The 14,992-nt window shown below is 44.3% G+C and carries 15 protein-coding genes; 5 read left to right on the forward strand and 10 right to left on the reverse strand.

What is annotated here, in order from left to right; genetic code table 11:
* The first annotated feature begins 97 nt into the window (after positions 1-97).
* The 4 genes from PGH26_RS14325 to PGH26_RS14340 all read left to right on the forward strand — a co-directional run bounded on the left by PGH26_RS14325 (position 98) and on the right by PGH26_RS14340 (position 4,380).
* Positions 98-718 carry a DUF47 domain-containing protein gene (locus PGH26_RS14325; RefSeq protein ID WP_323691713.1) on the forward strand — a complete coding sequence of 207 codons (621 nt, stop codon included), beginning with the start codon at positions 98-100 and terminating at the stop codon, positions 716-718.
* Between the two features lie 12 nt (positions 719-730).
* A complete protein-coding gene (locus PGH26_RS14330) occupies positions 731-1,729 on the forward strand; it encodes an inorganic phosphate transporter (protein ID WP_323691714.1) in 999 nt (332 codons plus the stop codon).
* A 158-nt stretch (positions 1,730-1,887) separates the two neighbouring features.
* Positions 1,888-2,088, forward strand: a complete 201-nt coding sequence (locus PGH26_RS14335) for a cold-shock protein (RefSeq protein WP_025783780.1) — start codon at positions 1,888-1,890, stop codon at positions 2,086-2,088.
* A 183-nt stretch (positions 2,089-2,271) separates the two neighbouring features.
* Positions 2,272-4,380: an MMPL family transporter gene (locus PGH26_RS14340; protein WP_323691715.1), complete on the forward strand. Its 2,109-nt coding sequence runs from the start codon at positions 2,272-2,274 to the stop codon at positions 4,378-4,380.
* 46 nt (positions 4,381-4,426) lie between these two features.
* Here PGH26_RS14340 and PGH26_RS14345 read toward each other — a convergent pair whose 3' ends face one another.
* The 3 genes from PGH26_RS14345 to PGH26_RS14355 are packed head-to-tail and all read right to left on the reverse strand — an operon-like array spanning position 4,427 to position 5,756.
* Positions 4,427-4,597, reverse strand: coding sequence for a hypothetical protein (locus PGH26_RS14345; protein WP_323691716.1), 171 nt, complete (start codon positions 4,595-4,597; stop codon positions 4,427-4,429).
* On the reverse strand, positions 4,594-5,070 hold the full coding sequence (locus PGH26_RS14350) for a hypothetical protein (protein ID WP_323691717.1): 477 nt from the start codon (positions 5,068-5,070) through the stop codon (positions 4,594-4,596). Before PGH26_RS14350 ends, PGH26_RS14345 begins: the two co-directional genes overlap by 4 nt.
* A gap of 38 nt (positions 5,071-5,108) precedes the next feature.
* On the reverse strand, positions 5,109-5,756 hold the full coding sequence (locus PGH26_RS14355; RefSeq protein WP_323691718.1) for a pentapeptide repeat-containing protein: 648 nt from the start codon (positions 5,754-5,756) through the stop codon (positions 5,109-5,111).
* Positions 5,757-6,098: 342 nt separating this feature from the next.
* Here PGH26_RS14355 and PGH26_RS14360 point away from each other — a divergent pair, with 342 nt between their 5' ends.
* The gene (locus PGH26_RS14360) at positions 6,099-7,226 is read left to right on the forward strand and encodes a CAP domain-containing protein (protein WP_323691719.1); all 1,128 of its coding nucleotides are present in this window, start codon (positions 6,099-6,101) and stop codon (positions 7,224-7,226) included.
* A 44-nt stretch (positions 7,227-7,270) separates the two neighbouring features.
* Here PGH26_RS14360 and PGH26_RS14365 read toward each other — a convergent pair whose 3' ends face one another.
* The 7 genes from PGH26_RS14365 to PGH26_RS14395 all read right to left on the reverse strand — a co-directional run bounded on the left by PGH26_RS14365 (position 7,271) and on the right by PGH26_RS14395 (position 14,958).
* Positions 7,271-7,825, reverse strand: coding sequence for a superoxide dismutase family protein (locus PGH26_RS14365; protein WP_323691720.1), 555 nt, complete (start codon positions 7,823-7,825; stop codon positions 7,271-7,273).
* 70 nt (positions 7,826-7,895) lie between these two features.
* Entirely contained in the window at positions 7,896-8,279 is a 384-nt protein-coding gene (locus tag PGH26_RS14370; RefSeq protein WP_323691721.1) for a hypothetical protein, read from the reverse strand.
* Between the two features lie 118 nt (positions 8,280-8,397).
* Positions 8,398-9,591, reverse strand: a complete 1,194-nt coding sequence (locus PGH26_RS14375) for a class I SAM-dependent rRNA methyltransferase (protein WP_323691722.1) — start codon at positions 9,589-9,591, stop codon at positions 8,398-8,400.
* Between the two features lie 291 nt (positions 9,592-9,882).
* Entirely contained in the window at positions 9,883-10,767 is an 885-nt protein-coding gene (locus PGH26_RS14380) for a DMT family transporter (RefSeq protein WP_323691723.1), read from the reverse strand.
* A gap of 101 nt (positions 10,768-10,868) precedes the next feature.
* Complete coding sequence (locus tag PGH26_RS14385; protein WP_323691724.1) at positions 10,869-12,356, reverse strand: carbon starvation CstA family protein; 1,488 nt, start codon at positions 12,354-12,356, stop codon at positions 10,869-10,871.
* A gap of 132 nt (positions 12,357-12,488) precedes the next feature.
* Positions 12,489-13,220: a LytR/AlgR family response regulator transcription factor gene (locus PGH26_RS14390; protein ID WP_323691725.1), complete on the reverse strand. Its 732-nt coding sequence runs from the start codon at positions 13,218-13,220 to the stop codon at positions 12,489-12,491.
* Entirely contained in the window at positions 13,210-14,958 is a 1,749-nt protein-coding gene (locus tag PGH26_RS14395; protein WP_323691726.1) for a sensor histidine kinase, read from the reverse strand. The genes PGH26_RS14390 and PGH26_RS14395 overlap by 11 nt, the downstream gene beginning before the upstream one ends.
* Positions 14,959-14,992: the final 34 nt, after the last annotated feature.

Genomic DNA, 14,992 nt, shown 5'->3' on the forward strand with positions numbered 1-14,992 from the left:
ATTCCGGTCAAAATATGTTCCTATTTTGCAATTGAATTTGCTATGATAGATAAGTTATTAACCAATACACTTTCCGTTAATCGGATGGAGGTCAATCATGTTCAGTCCAAGAAAAACAGATCCTTTTTTTGCAGCGTTGCTGACAATTGCAGAACACGTGCAAGAAGCGATGCATTACGCAAATGATTATAAAGTGACATCCGTTGCAGACTTAAAAGAAGTCAGCATTCGTTTAAAGAAATATGAGACGGATGGGGACGACCTGATTCACGAGCTGATTTCAAAGTTGAACACTTCGTTCATGACACCTATTGAACGTGAGGACATTTTACAGCTTGCTATTAAAATGGACGATATTTTAGACGGAATCGAACATTTCGCCGCTAATTTAGAAATGTTTTCATTGATAGAAATCGATGAATACGTTCAGACATTCATGGATAACATCGTGAAAAGTTCTGACGAAATTGTAAAAGCTATGAAGTTGTTAGAACGCAGAAAACTTGTAGAAATGCGCGATCATGCCGTTACCATCAAAGAATACGAACGAATTTGTGATGAAGTGCTGCGTACTTCCATTAAACAATTATTCATTCGCGAAACGGATCCAATCCGCATCATCCAATTTAAAGATATATACGAACTGCTGGAAGATATCGCAGATTACTGCCAGGACGTCGCCAACACGATTGAGACGATCATCATGCGTAACGCGTAAGGGGACAAACTGATGGATACAGTATTGCTTTTAACGATTTTGATCGTAGTTTGTGCACTTGCATTTGATTTCATCAACGGCTTCCATGATACAGCGAATGCAATTGCCACTTCTGTCTCAACGCGCGCGCTTAAGCCCCGTGTTGCCATTTTACTAGCAGCAACGATGAACTTTGCGGGTGCATTAACGTTTACCGGAGTCGCAAAAACCATTTCAAAAGACATCGTCGATCCATTCACACTGGAGAATGGATCGCTCGTCATTTTAGCCGCTCTTCTGTCTGCGATTATTTGGAACTTAGTAACTTGGTATTTCGGTATACCTTCAAGTTCATCACATGCTTTAATCGGTTCAATTGCAGGTGCTGCAATTTCAGCGGCTGGATTTGGAATTTTGAACTATACTGGTTTCATAAAGATTATGGAAGCACTTCTAATTTCACCGGTCATTGCCATTGTCGGCGGATTCATCGTCATGAATATCCTGCGTGCTGTACTGAAAAACCGAAATTTGTTTAAAGCAAACAAACGAATCCGGTATTTGCAGATTCTCACTGCGGCCATCCAATCGTTTACGCACGGAACAAACGATGCTCAGAAAGCGATGGGAATTATAACGATGGCTCTCATTGCTGCAGACCTTCAAACAGGCGATGATATTCAAATGTGGGTCCGCATTGCAGCTGCAACGTCAATGGGTATCGGGACATCAATCGGCGGCTATAAAATCATTAAAACCGTCGGCGGTAAAATCATGAAAATCCGGCCGATTCACGGCGCTGCTGCCGATTTGAACTCAGCGGCGATTATTTTCGGTGCCACGCTGCTTCACTTGCCCGTCTCGACAACACATGTCATCTCTTCTTCCATTATGGGAGTAGGCTCTGCGCAACGTGTAAAAGGCGTCAAATGGGGCACTGCAAAGAAGATTGTCATCACTTGGGTGATCACAATGCCGATCTCTGCATTGGTAGCTGCAGTGCTGTATCAATTGCTGGCCTTGTTTTCCTAATTTGAAGCGAATGGGTTGCTTTGCCAACAGCCCTCTGTTATGATTAAAGAGAATTATTTTTGTTCGACGCGATGGTTAAGTTCACTTAACACTTTCAAGATTTGAGCAAGGATAGTAACACAGTGTATGCGAAATCCGCATACGAGGAGGAAACAAACATGGAACATGGTAAAGTAAAATGGTTTAACGCAGAAAAAGGTTACGGCTTCATCGAACGCGAAGATGGCGATGACGTATTCGTTCACTTCTCAGCAATCCAAGGCGAAGGCTTCAAGACTCTTGAAGAAGGCCAGGATGTAACTTTCGAAATCGAGCAAGGCCAACGCGGTCTTCAAGCTACAAACGTTGAAAAGAACTAATTAACTTCAACCTTTCAAAACCGTTTCCTCCTAGGGAACGGTTTTTTTATGCCTTCTTTCCTCCTCCAATTGACATCGCTTCTATACTAAGAATACGAATTCTTCCAACGAAACAGTTCCATTCTCCCTGACTACCCGATATGATGAACATAATGAAACTTACATATGAAAGAAGGTCACGACATGAAAGCATTTTCCGGCTTCGTCGCCGCCCGGTATAAGTGGATCATCGCCTTCTGGCTCCTGATGCTAGTCGGCTTTGCTATTTTTGCTATCCGCCTCCCAGGCCTTCTAGAAGGTGATGGATTCCGAATGGACGGAGAACAAGAAGACGTCTCTAAGACGTTGACACAAGACTTTGATCAGCCTGACGAAACCATGTTTCTCGTCTTCGAAGGGAAAACAGACGACGAGATTTCAGATGCCCTAACCTCTATCGAAAAGCTCGATATCGCGAAAGATATCATTTCACCATTGGATGAATCAGGCCAATACAAGAACGATATCTCATATGCGATGCTTCAATTTGACGATAGTGAAAGCGACAAATCCGGTCTTGTCACTGAAATTCGTACAACGGTTGGAACAGATGACGGCATCACTCTAACTGGACAATCGCCGATTACCAAAGATATAAATGCAGCCAGTCAAAAAGATTTAATGGTCGCAGAAGCAATCGGTCTGCCGATCGCACTCATTGTACTCCTATTTGCATTCGGCACAGTAGTCGCTTCGATAGTTCCTTTACTTATCGGAGCAGCTACCATCGTGACATCGTTCGGGATACTCGCATTGTTCGGCCAAAAAGTGGATCTGTCCATCTTTGTACTGAATATCATTCCGATGCTTGGACTCGCACTCAGTATCGATTTTGCTCTTTTATTCATCAGCCGGTATCGGGAAGAACGTAAAATCCAGTCGATCCCTGAAGCAGTTCGCACCACTATTGAAACCGCTGGACGCTCTATTATTTTTTCAGCTTTTTGTGTATTTATTGGCCTTGGTGCGATGTTGCTCATTCGAGTGGATATCTTCCAAAACATAGCGCTTGGCGGCATGATTGTCGTTTCAATGGCTGTTCTTGCTTCGATTACGTTATTGCCTTCGGTACTACTGGTCCTGAAAGAACGGATTGACAAATGGAAAGTTCTTCGAGTTAAAACTGAAACAGACCGCTGGCGCACTTTTGCAGAGGGTGTCATTAAGCGTCCAGTCCTGATTACGATTGCAGCACTCGTGATACTTGGAATTGCGCTGATTCCCGTCCGCAATATGACGTTGACAATTCCTCAGATTGACTCTCTGCCTCTTTCCTATGACACGCGTTCTGCCTATGAACATATGGAAGACGCTTTCGGGATGCGGAACGAATCTACCGCATTTGTCATTGCCGAGCGTCCGGGCGGCTGGGAAGATGAAGACGGATTGAATGCCCTGAAAGAAGTACAAGATGCACTCGAAAAAGATCCACTCACTGGTAAAGTGACGACGGTTTTCTCTGAAAGCGGGATCGGCCAGCCTGAAGATTTTGCTCAAGCCCTTCAGCTGCCCGAGCAATCTGCACAGTTGCAGCCTTTGCTCGATGCGTTTATCGAAAAAGACCAGCTCATGATTCCTGTAACGCTTGAAGCAGACGGGGCATCCAGTGAAGCGCAGAAATGGGCACGAAATTGGTCTGAAAAAGAGACTCCGTGGAATTTACAAATCGGAGGGGAAGCAAAATTCAACCAAGAAATATTCGATGAAATTGCAGATAATATTGTCTTTGCTCTGCTCATTATCATCGTATCGACGTTCATTATCCTAATGATTGCGTTCCGTTCACTCCTTATTCCGTTGAAAGCGATTCTTATGAATATTATTGGACTGTCCGCATCATTCGGACTGCTCGTCTATATTTTCCAATACGGTCATTTCGGACTTCATCCTGGTACGATTGCATTGATCATTCCCGTTATCGTATTCAGCCTTGTGTTCGGATTAAGTATGGACTACGAAGTCTTTTTAATCTCCCGTATGCAAGAATCTTATTTAGCAACGGGTGACAATGACAAATCGACGGTCGAAGGTCTTGCTTCAACAAGTAAAGTCATCACCTCCGCCGCGCTCATCATGATTGTGCTGACAGGTGCATTCGCATTTACGGATGTTATGCCAGTAAAGCAAATTGGTGTTGGCATTGCGATTGCGGTAGCGATTGATGCGACCATTATCCGTTTGCTGCTCGTTCCAAGCCTTATGAAACTGTTCGGAGACTGGAATTGGTGGCTGCCGTTTCGCAAGAAGAATTAATCTCAAAAAAGAGACACACGCTCCGTTTTGGAGTGTGTGTCTCTTTTCATCGAACGATAACGGACTGTTCTTTCAGCTCAATAGAAACAGGGGCACCCATCGATGTATCTGCAGGATGCTGGTCGTGTTTAAATGTCGCCATAACTAGGAAGTAGATTGCTGCTACTGCTGCAATTGTCAGGACAATCACGGCAATCGCAATGGATTTCCCTTTCATCGGACGATCCCTCCGTCCTCCACTTTCTTAAATCCTTCTTCTCTCAAATAGTCCGCAGCTTCTTGGTAATCCCCGAAGCTGTCTTCTAAATTCAACCCGTGATAAATATTCCAAGCTCCGATCTCTTCTTTCAACTCAAGTTTAGAATTGTGTCCGTCTAACCAGACTTCTTCAACCGGTTCTGCTTCAGTCTTTTCTTCCGCCAGTCCTGCAATTGCATCTTCAATCGTCTTTCGCAATTCTGCTTCAGACGCTTCTCGCACATTCACGAGACCGCGGCTGTCCGGCTCATAACCAGGCACGTCCGCAACATAGATAAATGCGTTGCCATTCGGATGTAAATGTTGAACGACAACAGTTTTATCGAATTTACTATCCGCATAGTGATAGTTGACGCGCTTCATGGAAACGTCTTTACGCGACAATTCCGGGAAAGATTCAATGATGGTTTGTTTTTCTTCAAATGTAAGCATAGGTGACACACACTCCTCGTTTGGTTCGTTTCAGTATATCATGATTCTTCGTGTATCAATAACCCGAACATCCGTGCGAATCCGATTGCTTGTTCCTTTGAAACTGTGCACGCTGCAATTTTGGACGGGGTTACTTCCAATCGCTCGAACGTACACTCAGCTAAATTCACTCCCGCTAGATCCGTTTCTCTAAAATTCGCATTCTCCAATTGACTGCGGGTCAGCTTCATATCTTTTAATATGCATTCAAAGAAGTCCGACTCCGAAAACTGGGAGTCTTCAAGCTGAACCGCCTGCAGCTTACTGAAGCTAAAGCTGCTGTAACGTGCGTCGCATTCCTCGAATCGTACATGTTTGACCCCTGAATGATCGAAATTTGCTCCTGTCAGTTTACAGTTTCGGAATTCACATCGCAATAAGTCTGCATGTCCTGCCGCAACGTTCGAAAAATCACACCGTTCAAATACAGTGTCAACAAATGAGGCGCCGGATAAATCCATTTCCGCAAATGTACAATCGGTGAATACTGCATCATCCGCGGCAAGCTGCATTCCACTCGTAAAACGTAAATCTCCATACTCCATTTCAACACTGCGAAGCGTTCCGGGATCAGTTGGGATCTGCTCAGTGCTGAGCGGTTCCCTTCTCGCTGATAACTTAGGTTTCTGAATGACCATCTTTTTCATATCTGCACTCCTATCTCGTTTTCCATTCCGTGATTACTACAATTAAAATAACGACTGTAAATGCTATTAGATAAAACCAATTGGGGATTGTGCTTAGACCGCCAAACATTTCACCAGCTCCTCGTTATGTAAGTACCTTCAACTTTCCGTCCACCTAACCCTCTTTCCCAAAGTATACCTTCAATCCACTCTGCTGGAAACTATCACCCCTTTAACAATCTGCGGCATACATCAGAGGCTTTAACTTCATCGGACAGGAACTATCTGCCATATAAAGTTAAAGGGTTCACGCTGTATTCAATCGGCTTCAGCAAGGTATACTAAGAACAGGAGGCGAATTATTTGAAACGACTATTTCTATTCTTGCTGCTTCTCGTTGCCCTCTTTCTTTCAAAGCCTTACTGGGAAGAACCGGTCTCTAAGTATGTCGATCTATCCTTCTTAGATTCTATAGATGAAAAACTTGAAGACGTTGTGAACAAAGATACGATTGAATCGACAATCGATACATTACGAACTGCCACACATGATTTAGCAGGCATCATCTCGGATAAAACTGAAGGAATGCGGGATGCAAAACAAACTGTCGATAAGCCTGCCCTCGCAAAGCCAACTGCCACCCCCATCTCCATTAACAATCTAGAGATCGGGGCTTCTGCTGAACAAGTAACGGCTGAACTTGGTGAACCAAAGAGTCAATCTCTCAACGAATACGGAGCCGAATGGCAAACGTATCATACTGATTATCAAAACTTCGTCATGGTCTCACTCGACGAATCGAATCGCGTCGGTGCCATTTATACGAATGACGACCTGATCTCATCCACAATCGGAATTTCGTATGGCGCTTCAAAAGCAGATGTCAGAGCAGCACTCGGCCAGCCCCTGACTAAGATGCGAAAAGGGCTGAACGTTTTTGTCCTCCAAGATGATGAAGGCATGGATCTTTTCAAACTCGGAGACGTTTACGCCTATGTATTTTATGATATCCATCAAGATACTGCCGTAACCGCCATTGAACTTGTGTCTGTTGAGCTTGAAAACAGCAAAAAATCACTCTATGCAGATCGCAGCGAGGCACTTCGTAATGGGTTTGAACGCCAGTTGTTCGATCTTACGAATGCAGCTCGGGTGCGGCACGGCCGCTCCATCCTTTCTTGGGACAGTGCAGTTTCAGGAACCGCGCGGAAACATAGTACGGATATGGCAGACAACGACTACTTTAGCCATGATAATTTACAAGGGTTGTCCCCTTTTGATCGTATTAAGGAAGATGGGATTGGATTTAAGCGTGCAGGTGAAAATCTAGCCTATGGTCAGTCCAGCAGTATATTTGCACACGAAGGACTGATGAATTCGAAGGGCCACCGCGAAAACATACTTTTAAAAGATTATAGCAGCCTTGGTATCGGTGTGAGCTTTAACCAAGACATGCAACCGTATTATTCCGAAGAATTCTTGCTTAGATAAAAAACAGTCAGACTGCGCGAACAACGCTCAGCCTGGCTGTTTTTTCACTTATTTTTAAGTTCTGCGCATGCAATCCGTTCTCCTGAATTGCCCGAAGGATCTGTTTTATAATCATCAGGATCTGCGTGAATCACGAGAGCACTGCCATCCCCATCCATTAGTGAGTTGGGCTTCCCCGGCTGCAGTGTAAGATTATGCATGGTCACTTTTACTGCCACTTTCCCTTCGTCATCCACATCTAAATTCGGTAAATCTCCTAAGTGATACCCTTTCGGATTGTCAAAACCATGCTGCTTATCTGTCGGATTAAAATGACCGCCCGCTGATTTGAAATCTGGCGGTGTACAAACTGCCTTTTCATGAAGATGGATGCCATGTATCCCAGGATTCAGCCCTTCAGCTCTCAAACTAATCGTTAAGATTCCATCTGCATCTGTAAAATGTGCTTCCCCAATCTGCTTCCCCTTGGTGTTGATTAATCTCGTTTCAACTGTCTTCACAGTGTCTGCATTCACCGGGATTTTTTCATTCATTCCCCCGCAGCCGCTTAAGACCAGTAGCAGTGTCGCCATAATCATTCCTTCAAAAAGACGTTTCATATCGTTTTCAAACCTCCTTATGAGAAGGATGGCTGAAAACCGGTAAATTATGTGTCTTTATGTGATGTTTTCAAAGCTTGACTTCGTCGCTCATTTCAAACACGTCAAAAACATCACGCTGGATAATGAGCGACATGATTTTTCCGTTCTTTTTGAAGTAGTGGACATTCCCCACACGTTCATCCAGCATCTCGGTCCAGCCCCATTTTTCAATTTCCTTTAAATATTCAGGGGGCGGCGTGCCTTCTTCGTCACCAATGTTATTCATTTTATATTTTGCAGACTTCGCAATCTCTGTCGTGCAATCTTCCGGTTTTACTTCGTACGCATTGTTCGGTACAGGGAATCCTTCGTTAATGACCGCCATCCGGTAGCCGTCTTCGTGTGCAAATGTATACGAACATCCCGACAGCAGCCATACGCCTATGATGAGTATTCCGGCAATCCGTTTCATCCGATCAACCTCCCGAATCGTTCTGTTACTTCAAGAATACTTCATAAATTCAGTTGTGTCTTCAACGGTTTTGTGACAAAAAACGCCTAAGTGCACGAATGCACTTAGGCGTTTTCACTTATTTCAATTTCTGGATGATGCATACTTTCAAGTAGTTGAATTCAGGATAGTCCCGATTCGTACGGAAATCTTTTGGCAAAGAGGATTCTTCTAAAATTTTATATTTCGTACCTGTTGCTTTAAATGCTTCGTCGATGAATGTTTTAAACTTCTTCATGCTGAAGCTTGCGTTATTCGTCGACGCGACGATAAATCCTTTTTTCTCAGTAATTGCGATTGCGTCCTGCAACAATGCTGTATAGTCTTTTGCTGAGCTGAACGTGTACTTTTTAGAACGTGCAAAGCTAGGCGGGTCTAATACGACCACATCGAACTTCAGCTCATGGCGCTTCGCATAACGGAAGTAATCGAAGACATCCATTACTTTGATATCCTGTGCTTCATAGTCGATGCCGTTTACGCTGAATTGTTCAATCGTTTTCGCTAAACTGCGCTTTGCTAAGTCTACACTTGTCGTCTTCACAGCACCGCCGCTTAACGCCGCGACTGAGAACGCACCTGTGTAAGAAAATGTATTCAGCACGTGATTGCCTTCAGAATATTTGTCGCGCAGTGCTTCACGGACGTCACGCTGATCCAGGAATACTCCAGTCATGGCACCGTCATTCAAATCGACCGCAAAGTTCATGCCGTTTTCTTTGACGATGATTGGAAAATCTCCAGGAGTTCCTGATACGTAATCGTCTTGGTCGATATACTGACCCTTTGTGTCAAAGCGTTTTTTCTCATAGATTGCTTTTGCATTGACGATTTTGTCTAACACGCCATAGACGTGATGTTTCATCGAGTAAATCCCTTCGCTATACCAGCTTACCATGTAGTAGCCGTCGAAGTAATCGATGGTTAATCCGCCAATTCCGTCGCCTTCTCCGTTGAATAGACGGTATGCAGTGGTTTGGGTGTTCATTTTAAAGTTACTGCGGCGTTCAATTGCTGCGCTTATGCGGGATTCGAAAAATTTGAAGTCGATGGCTTCTTCTTCTTTTCTCGTTAATACCCAGCCGATTCCTTTGTTTTGGTTACCGTAGTAGCCTTTGGCAATGAATCGGCGGTTTCGGTCGATCAGACGAAGCAAGTCGCCTTCTTCTTTTAAGACTTCCGGGTTCATGACAGCGTCTTTTAAAATAAGCGGGTAGCCTTTCTTTAAAGCAATACCGCTTTTATCATTTACGAGTACATCAATTGTTTTCATGTTTTCATCCTTTTCTACGGATAGTTATGTCCGTTCGCGCATTTTCTTTATTATCGCACGTTTGGCTTCGAATTGCGATTCCTTCATAATATTAGTTGCAGCATAGCACATCTTGATACCGTTGTTTTACGCTTCAGGCGGACGCTTTCCGCGGGCTTGATCTCAGCCTCCTCGGCGCTACGCTTCTGCGGGGTCTTCGATCTTCGCTTATTCCGCCGGAGTCGCCGCCTTACGCTTCAAACAACTACTGAAATAAGGAAAATAGATTTACCACTTTAAATATATTAGAATTTACAAAATGGACTTGCGGATTTTTCTTTTCACTAAAAAAGAAGGCTTTGTTTCTGCGAGCAGGATGGCCAGTAAAATGAGTGCAGCGCCTGCGATCATCTGGCCTGTGACAATTTCGCGAAGCATGAGAATGGAGAAGATCATTCCCCACAGTGACTCCATTGAGAGCAGGATGGCTGCTTTTGTTTCAGAGACGTGCTTTTGTGCAACAGTTTGCAATAGGAATGCAAGAGTTGTCGAGAACACACCTAAATAGAGTAAAGAAGTCGCAGACGCTGTTGTGATGGGGAGGGCTGCTTCTCCTTTGACCCCGATAACAATCCAGGCAATCACAGCAGCAACGGTCATCTGAACAAGCGTCAGTGTAATTGCATCCTCTTTGCGGACAAATTGACCTGTGTAAAAAATATGGAATGCAAAGAACACCGCACACATAAGTGACAGCACATCCACCGGATTAATGGAAAGCGTCCCATTTAAAGATAAAAGCGCAATTCCAGCCATCGCAAGAACCGCACCGACGAGCTCAAACGGGCTTACTTTTCTACGATAGAGCACGAACGCAATGAAAGGAACGATCAGTACATTCACCGCTGTTAAAAAGGCGTTATTGGACGGCGTGGTAAATTGTAAACCGACCGTCTGAAACGCGAATGCTCCGTACAGAAACACGCCGAGCAAGCCACCCTTCAAAAGAACAGACTTTGATAGGTTCAATATTTTTTTATAAAACACAACTCCCAGCAATACGGCGCCAATCACAAACCGTCCTGCAAGAATTTGATAGGGACTAAAGTAGTCTAACGCAATTGCACTGACAGGAAATCCTGTACCCCAAATAACGGCCGTCACGAGCAAACCGATTTCCCCAATATATTTTCGCATTCAGCATCCCCCTGTCTAAGACTAGTATACAAGGGAAAAGAGTTTGACGTATAGAGGAACATGAAAAAGACCTCCGGAGTATTAGCCGAAGGTCCTGACTATTATTCTTTAGGTACGGACGCTGCAGTAGCTGCTCCTGCCAATGCATCATCCCAATCCGGAGCTGTGACTTCCAGCGGGATATTCTCTTTGCGTGCTTTGAGAGCTGCAAAGAAGAACAAAGCCACCAGGAAGATCGAAATCACACTCGCACCAATCAACGATACTTCCATCGGTAATCTAAAGCCTATTTGCGCATTTAAAATATAAGTCGTGGTTGCCATGAGCATAAATGTCCCAGGAACCAGTGCAATCCAGTAATTCTTTTTGGCAATGAATAAATACATGGCTGCGACAAAGAGTGCAATTACCGCAGTGGACTGGTTCGCCCAAGAGAAATATCTCCATAGGATATTGAAGTCGACAAATGTTAACGCGATAGAGACTGCAAATAACGGAAGTGCGATCCAAAGACGGCTTAGAATTTTCACTTGCGGCAGCTTGAAATAGTCAGCAATAATCATTCGGGCACTCCGGAATGCAGTGTCGCCTGAAGTGATTGGCAAGATGATAACCCCAAGGATTGCGAGCGTCCCGCCGACAGCGCCAAGCATTAAAACAGATGCTTCACTAACGATCATTGCAGGACCGCCAGCAGCAAGTAATTCGTTCAATCCAACTGGTCCATTGAACAGCGCCATACCAGCAGCTGCCCAGATCATTGCGATAACTCCTTCAGCAATCATCATACCGTAGAAAATTTTACGGCCTTGTTTTTCACTTTGTGTCGTACGTGAAATAATTGGTGTTTGTGTCGCATGGAAACCTGACAGTGCTCCGCAAGAAATCGTCAAGAATAGAAGCGGGAAGATTGGAATATTATCCGGATGCAAGTTTGCAAACGATAATTCAGGAATTGGAGCTCCTGTAAACAGCATCCCGCCTCCAACGCCCAATGCACTGATGATGAGCAGCAAACCGAAAATCGGATAGAAGCGCCCGATGATTTTATCAATCGGAAGCAGCGTTGCGAGAATGTAATAAATGAAGATTGCTGCGACAATAATGCCCATTGCAACCCAACCATTCATCAAGTTGTAAAGCAATCCTGCAGGAGCAGATACAAATACCGTTCCGACAAGCAGTAATAGTAAAATTGCGAAAGCGTTTACAAGATGCTTCATGAATTTACCCAGGAATTTACCTGCAAGTTCCGGTAAATGTGCTCCACGATTTCGAATGGAAATCATGCCTGTTAAATAGTCGTGTACTGCACCCGCAAAAATGGCTCCGAGTACAATCCACAGAAACGCAACAGGTCCGTAAAGCGCTCCCATAATCGGTCCGAAGATCGGGCCAACGCCTGCAATATTCAGCAGCTGAATCAATGAATTTTTCTTTGTGTTCATTGGTACATAGTCAATGCCGTCTGCGTTCGCATATGCAGGAGTCTGACGTTCTTCCTTCACCCCGAAAACGCGCTCCACGAATTTCCCATACGTGAAATAACCGACAACGAGCAACACTACCCCAAATAGAAATGTATACATGCATTTCCCACCCCTTTGTCTTTTTATAATCTGTTATCAGTTTAGATTAATTATTCTAACAAATGGCGGGTTCTGTGCTAACATGTCAGTTTTCGAGTGTAAGAAGCATGTCAGAGATATTAACGTGCTGTGTCAATGTTCAAGTTTTTTCCTTAATCCTTTTACATAGTTGCGGCTTACAGATAATTTCTCTTTGCTTCCATCAATTTCGAGCTGATAAGCACCGTTGAACCAAGGCGATAATCGGGTGACATGCAGCAGATTCACCAGATAGCTTTTATGGATGCGATAAAACGAAAAGGGAGTAAGTCGCGTCTCCAGCTCTTTTAACGTCAGTTTCACTTCATATTCTTCTGTCTTTGTTACGATTCGGGTCAAACTATCCTCACGGCAAATATATAAAATACAACTAATAGAGACGTAGACAATTTCGCCATCCCGTTCTATCGCTAATTTCCCAAGCTGATGAAAAGACTCTTGACCATTATCTGGTGTTTCTTTGACTTGAATTCTCTTTAATGTTTGCAGAATCTGATCCTCTTCATATGGTTTCAATAAGTAATCAATTGCATTTACCCGGAAAGCATCCGCTGCAAATTGAGGATAAGCGGTTGCAAAAACAATTTGGGGCGGATTCTTCAATTCTTTCAAAACGGCTGCGACTTCCATCCCGTTCATCTTCGGCATTTCTACATCTAAAAAAACAACGTCCGGCTGTAAACGGATCGCCTGCATGATTGCAGTATCCCCCGAATCTGCTTCTCCCACAATTTTCACATACGGATAACGTCCAAGCAGAAATATGAGTTCTTCGCGTGCATACCGTTCATCATCCACAATAAGTGCTTGAATGTTAGATGGCATGGTGACTCACCTCTTCTTTCGGAATCGCGAAACGCACAACTGTCCCTTCTCCGCTTGCTGTTGTAAATTGAAGTCCCGCCTGATCACCAAACGTCATCATTAAGCGGCGATGCACATTAAACAGTCCCATTCCAGTACCTGATTCCGATTCAACGGGATGTTCCCCTAACGTTTTCAAACGCTCTGTTGTAATGCCCTTGCCATTGTCCTGAACTGTAATGACGGTTTCTCCGTCTTGTGCAGCAATCATCACTTTCACGACACTTCCCCTCGCCATATCTGCGATACCATGTTTAACCGCATTCTCGACAATCGGCTGGAGCGTGAGCGGCGGGATGAGCTGCGAGAGCACAGTCGGGTCAACTTCAAAGTCAATTGTTAGTTTATCCACAAAACGAGCTTCTTCAATTTGAAGATACGCGCGGACGTGACCCAATTCTTGTTCAAGCGTAACCCGTGCAGCAGTCGTTCCCTCAACGTTTTGACGCAAGAATTTCGATAAAGAAGTCAACAGCTGCCGTGCCTGGTCAGGATCCGTTCGTATAAGAGAAATAATGACATTCAGTGAATTGAAGAAGAAATGCGGACTGATTTGTGCTTGCAATGCTTTTATTTCCGCGTCTTTTGCCAACTCGTGTGCTTGTTCCGCAGCTGCAATTTCCAACTGATCGCTCAATAAGGAACTTAGACCATCAATCAGTTCAATCGTGACATCTGTAATCGCTTTTTCAGAAGGATAATACAGTTTAAGAGTTCCGACCACTTGATCGCGCTGTTTCAGTGGAGCAATGACTGCGGCACCTAGCGGACAATCGGATTGAACGCAATGGATGGCCCGGTCATTGGCGACCACACGATTTCCATGATGAAGCACTTCTTTTGTTATATGTGTTTGAATCGGGCTGTAAGAACGGTGATGATCACTTGCCACCCCTACGTGCGCGAGAATTTCATTTCGATTTGTCATCGCAACCGCACTCGGGGAGAGCTCGTTGAAAAGAATCTGGCATACTTCACTGCACGTTTCAGGAGTCATGCCTTTTCTCAGGTGCGCCAGTGTTTGGTTCGCAATTCGCAACGTTTTTTGCGCTTGAAGGGCGGTTGCACGATCCTGCTCACTCATTACGTTGTATACAATTAGCAGAAATATCGCTGTGCCCACGCCGTTTGCGATAATCATTGGCAGACCGATAGCTTGAACGAGCGCCCAAGCTTCTGAAAAAGGTTTCGATAGCATAAGAATAAGACCCATTTGCATAGACTCCGCAAGTGCGCCGATTGCAAAAGCAGTGAGCGGTTTAACCGTTTTTCCTTTTTTATAGAAATAGCTCGCTAAAATACCGGACAAAATCGTAGATAGCCCGCAAGAAAATGCAGTAAATCCACCAAGGGTCATCCGATGAATCCCGGCAATTAGGCCGGCCCCGATACCGAAACGGTAGCCTCCCAGTAAACCAGCAACTACAATTCCAATAACCCGTGAATTGGCAATAGCCTCATCTCCGGCCAAATTCATCGTCACACTATTGAAATGGAAGGTTTCCGTATTAAAAGCAACGCCCAAATACGTCCCGATTATTCCAAAAAATCCAAAGAACACAATTGCACTTACAGTTTGACGGCGATCTAGAGTATCATGATGAACAAGCTGTTTGAAGAAACGAAACCGCGTCAGGATGAATGCAACCGCCACAATCGTACCTACGCGCTCCAGCATGATGATTAATAAGTCCAGCATGACACCATCCCTCCATCCCCTATTCTTTCAAGTA

Origin of the sequence: Sporosarcina jeotgali, from assembly GCF_033304595.1 — a bacterium.
GTDB classification, from domain to species: domain Bacteria; phylum Bacillota; class Bacilli; order Bacillales_A; family Planococcaceae; genus Sporosarcina; species Sporosarcina jeotgali.

Excerpts from the sequence above, each read along its gene's own strand:
- PGH26_RS14350 (WP_323691717.1), bottom strand. The coding sequence starts at position 5,070 with ATGCTTACATTTGAAGAAAAACAAACCATCATTGAATCTTTCCCGGAA.
- PGH26_RS14330 (WP_323691714.1), top strand. The coding sequence starts at position 731 with ATGGATACAGTATTGCTTTTAACGATTTTGATCGTAGTTTGTGCACTT.
- PGH26_RS14390 (WP_323691725.1), bottom strand. The coding sequence starts at position 13,220 with ATGCCATCTAACATTCAAGCACTTATTGTGGATGATGAACGGTATGCA.
- PGH26_RS14395 (WP_323691726.1), bottom strand. The coding sequence starts at position 14,958 with ATGCTGGACTTATTAATCATCATGCTGGAGCGCGTAGGTACGATTGTG.
- PGH26_RS14385 (WP_323691724.1), bottom strand. The coding sequence starts at position 12,356 with ATGTATACATTTCTATTTGGGGTAGTGTTGCTCGTTGTCGGTTATTTC.
- PGH26_RS14335 (WP_025783780.1), top strand. The coding sequence starts at position 1,888 with ATGGAACATGGTAAAGTAAAATGGTTTAACGCAGAAAAAGGTTACGGC.
- PGH26_RS14325 (WP_323691713.1), top strand. The coding sequence starts at position 98 with ATGTTCAGTCCAAGAAAAACAGATCCTTTTTTTGCAGCGTTGCTGACA.
- PGH26_RS14355 (WP_323691718.1), bottom strand. The coding sequence starts at position 5,756 with ATGAAAAAGATGGTCATTCAGAAACCTAAGTTATCAGCGAGAAGGGAA.
- PGH26_RS14340 (WP_323691715.1), top strand. The coding sequence starts at position 2,272 with ATGAAAGCATTTTCCGGCTTCGTCGCCGCCCGGTATAAGTGGATCATC.
- PGH26_RS14375 (WP_323691722.1), bottom strand. The coding sequence starts at position 9,591 with ATGAAAACAATTGATGTACTCGTAAATGATAAAAGCGGTATTGCTTTA.
- PGH26_RS14365 (WP_323691720.1), bottom strand. The coding sequence starts at position 7,825 with ATGAAACGTCTTTTTGAAGGAATGATTATGGCGACACTGCTACTGGTC.
- PGH26_RS14370 (WP_323691721.1), bottom strand. The coding sequence starts at position 8,279 with ATGAAACGGATTGCCGGAATACTCATCATAGGCGTATGGCTGCTGTCG.
- PGH26_RS14380 (WP_323691723.1), bottom strand. The coding sequence starts at position 10,767 with ATGCGAAAATATATTGGGGAAATCGGTTTGCTCGTGACGGCCGTTATT.
- PGH26_RS14345 (WP_323691716.1), bottom strand. The coding sequence starts at position 4,597 with ATGAAAGGGAAATCCATTGCGATTGCCGTGATTGTCCTGACAATTGCA.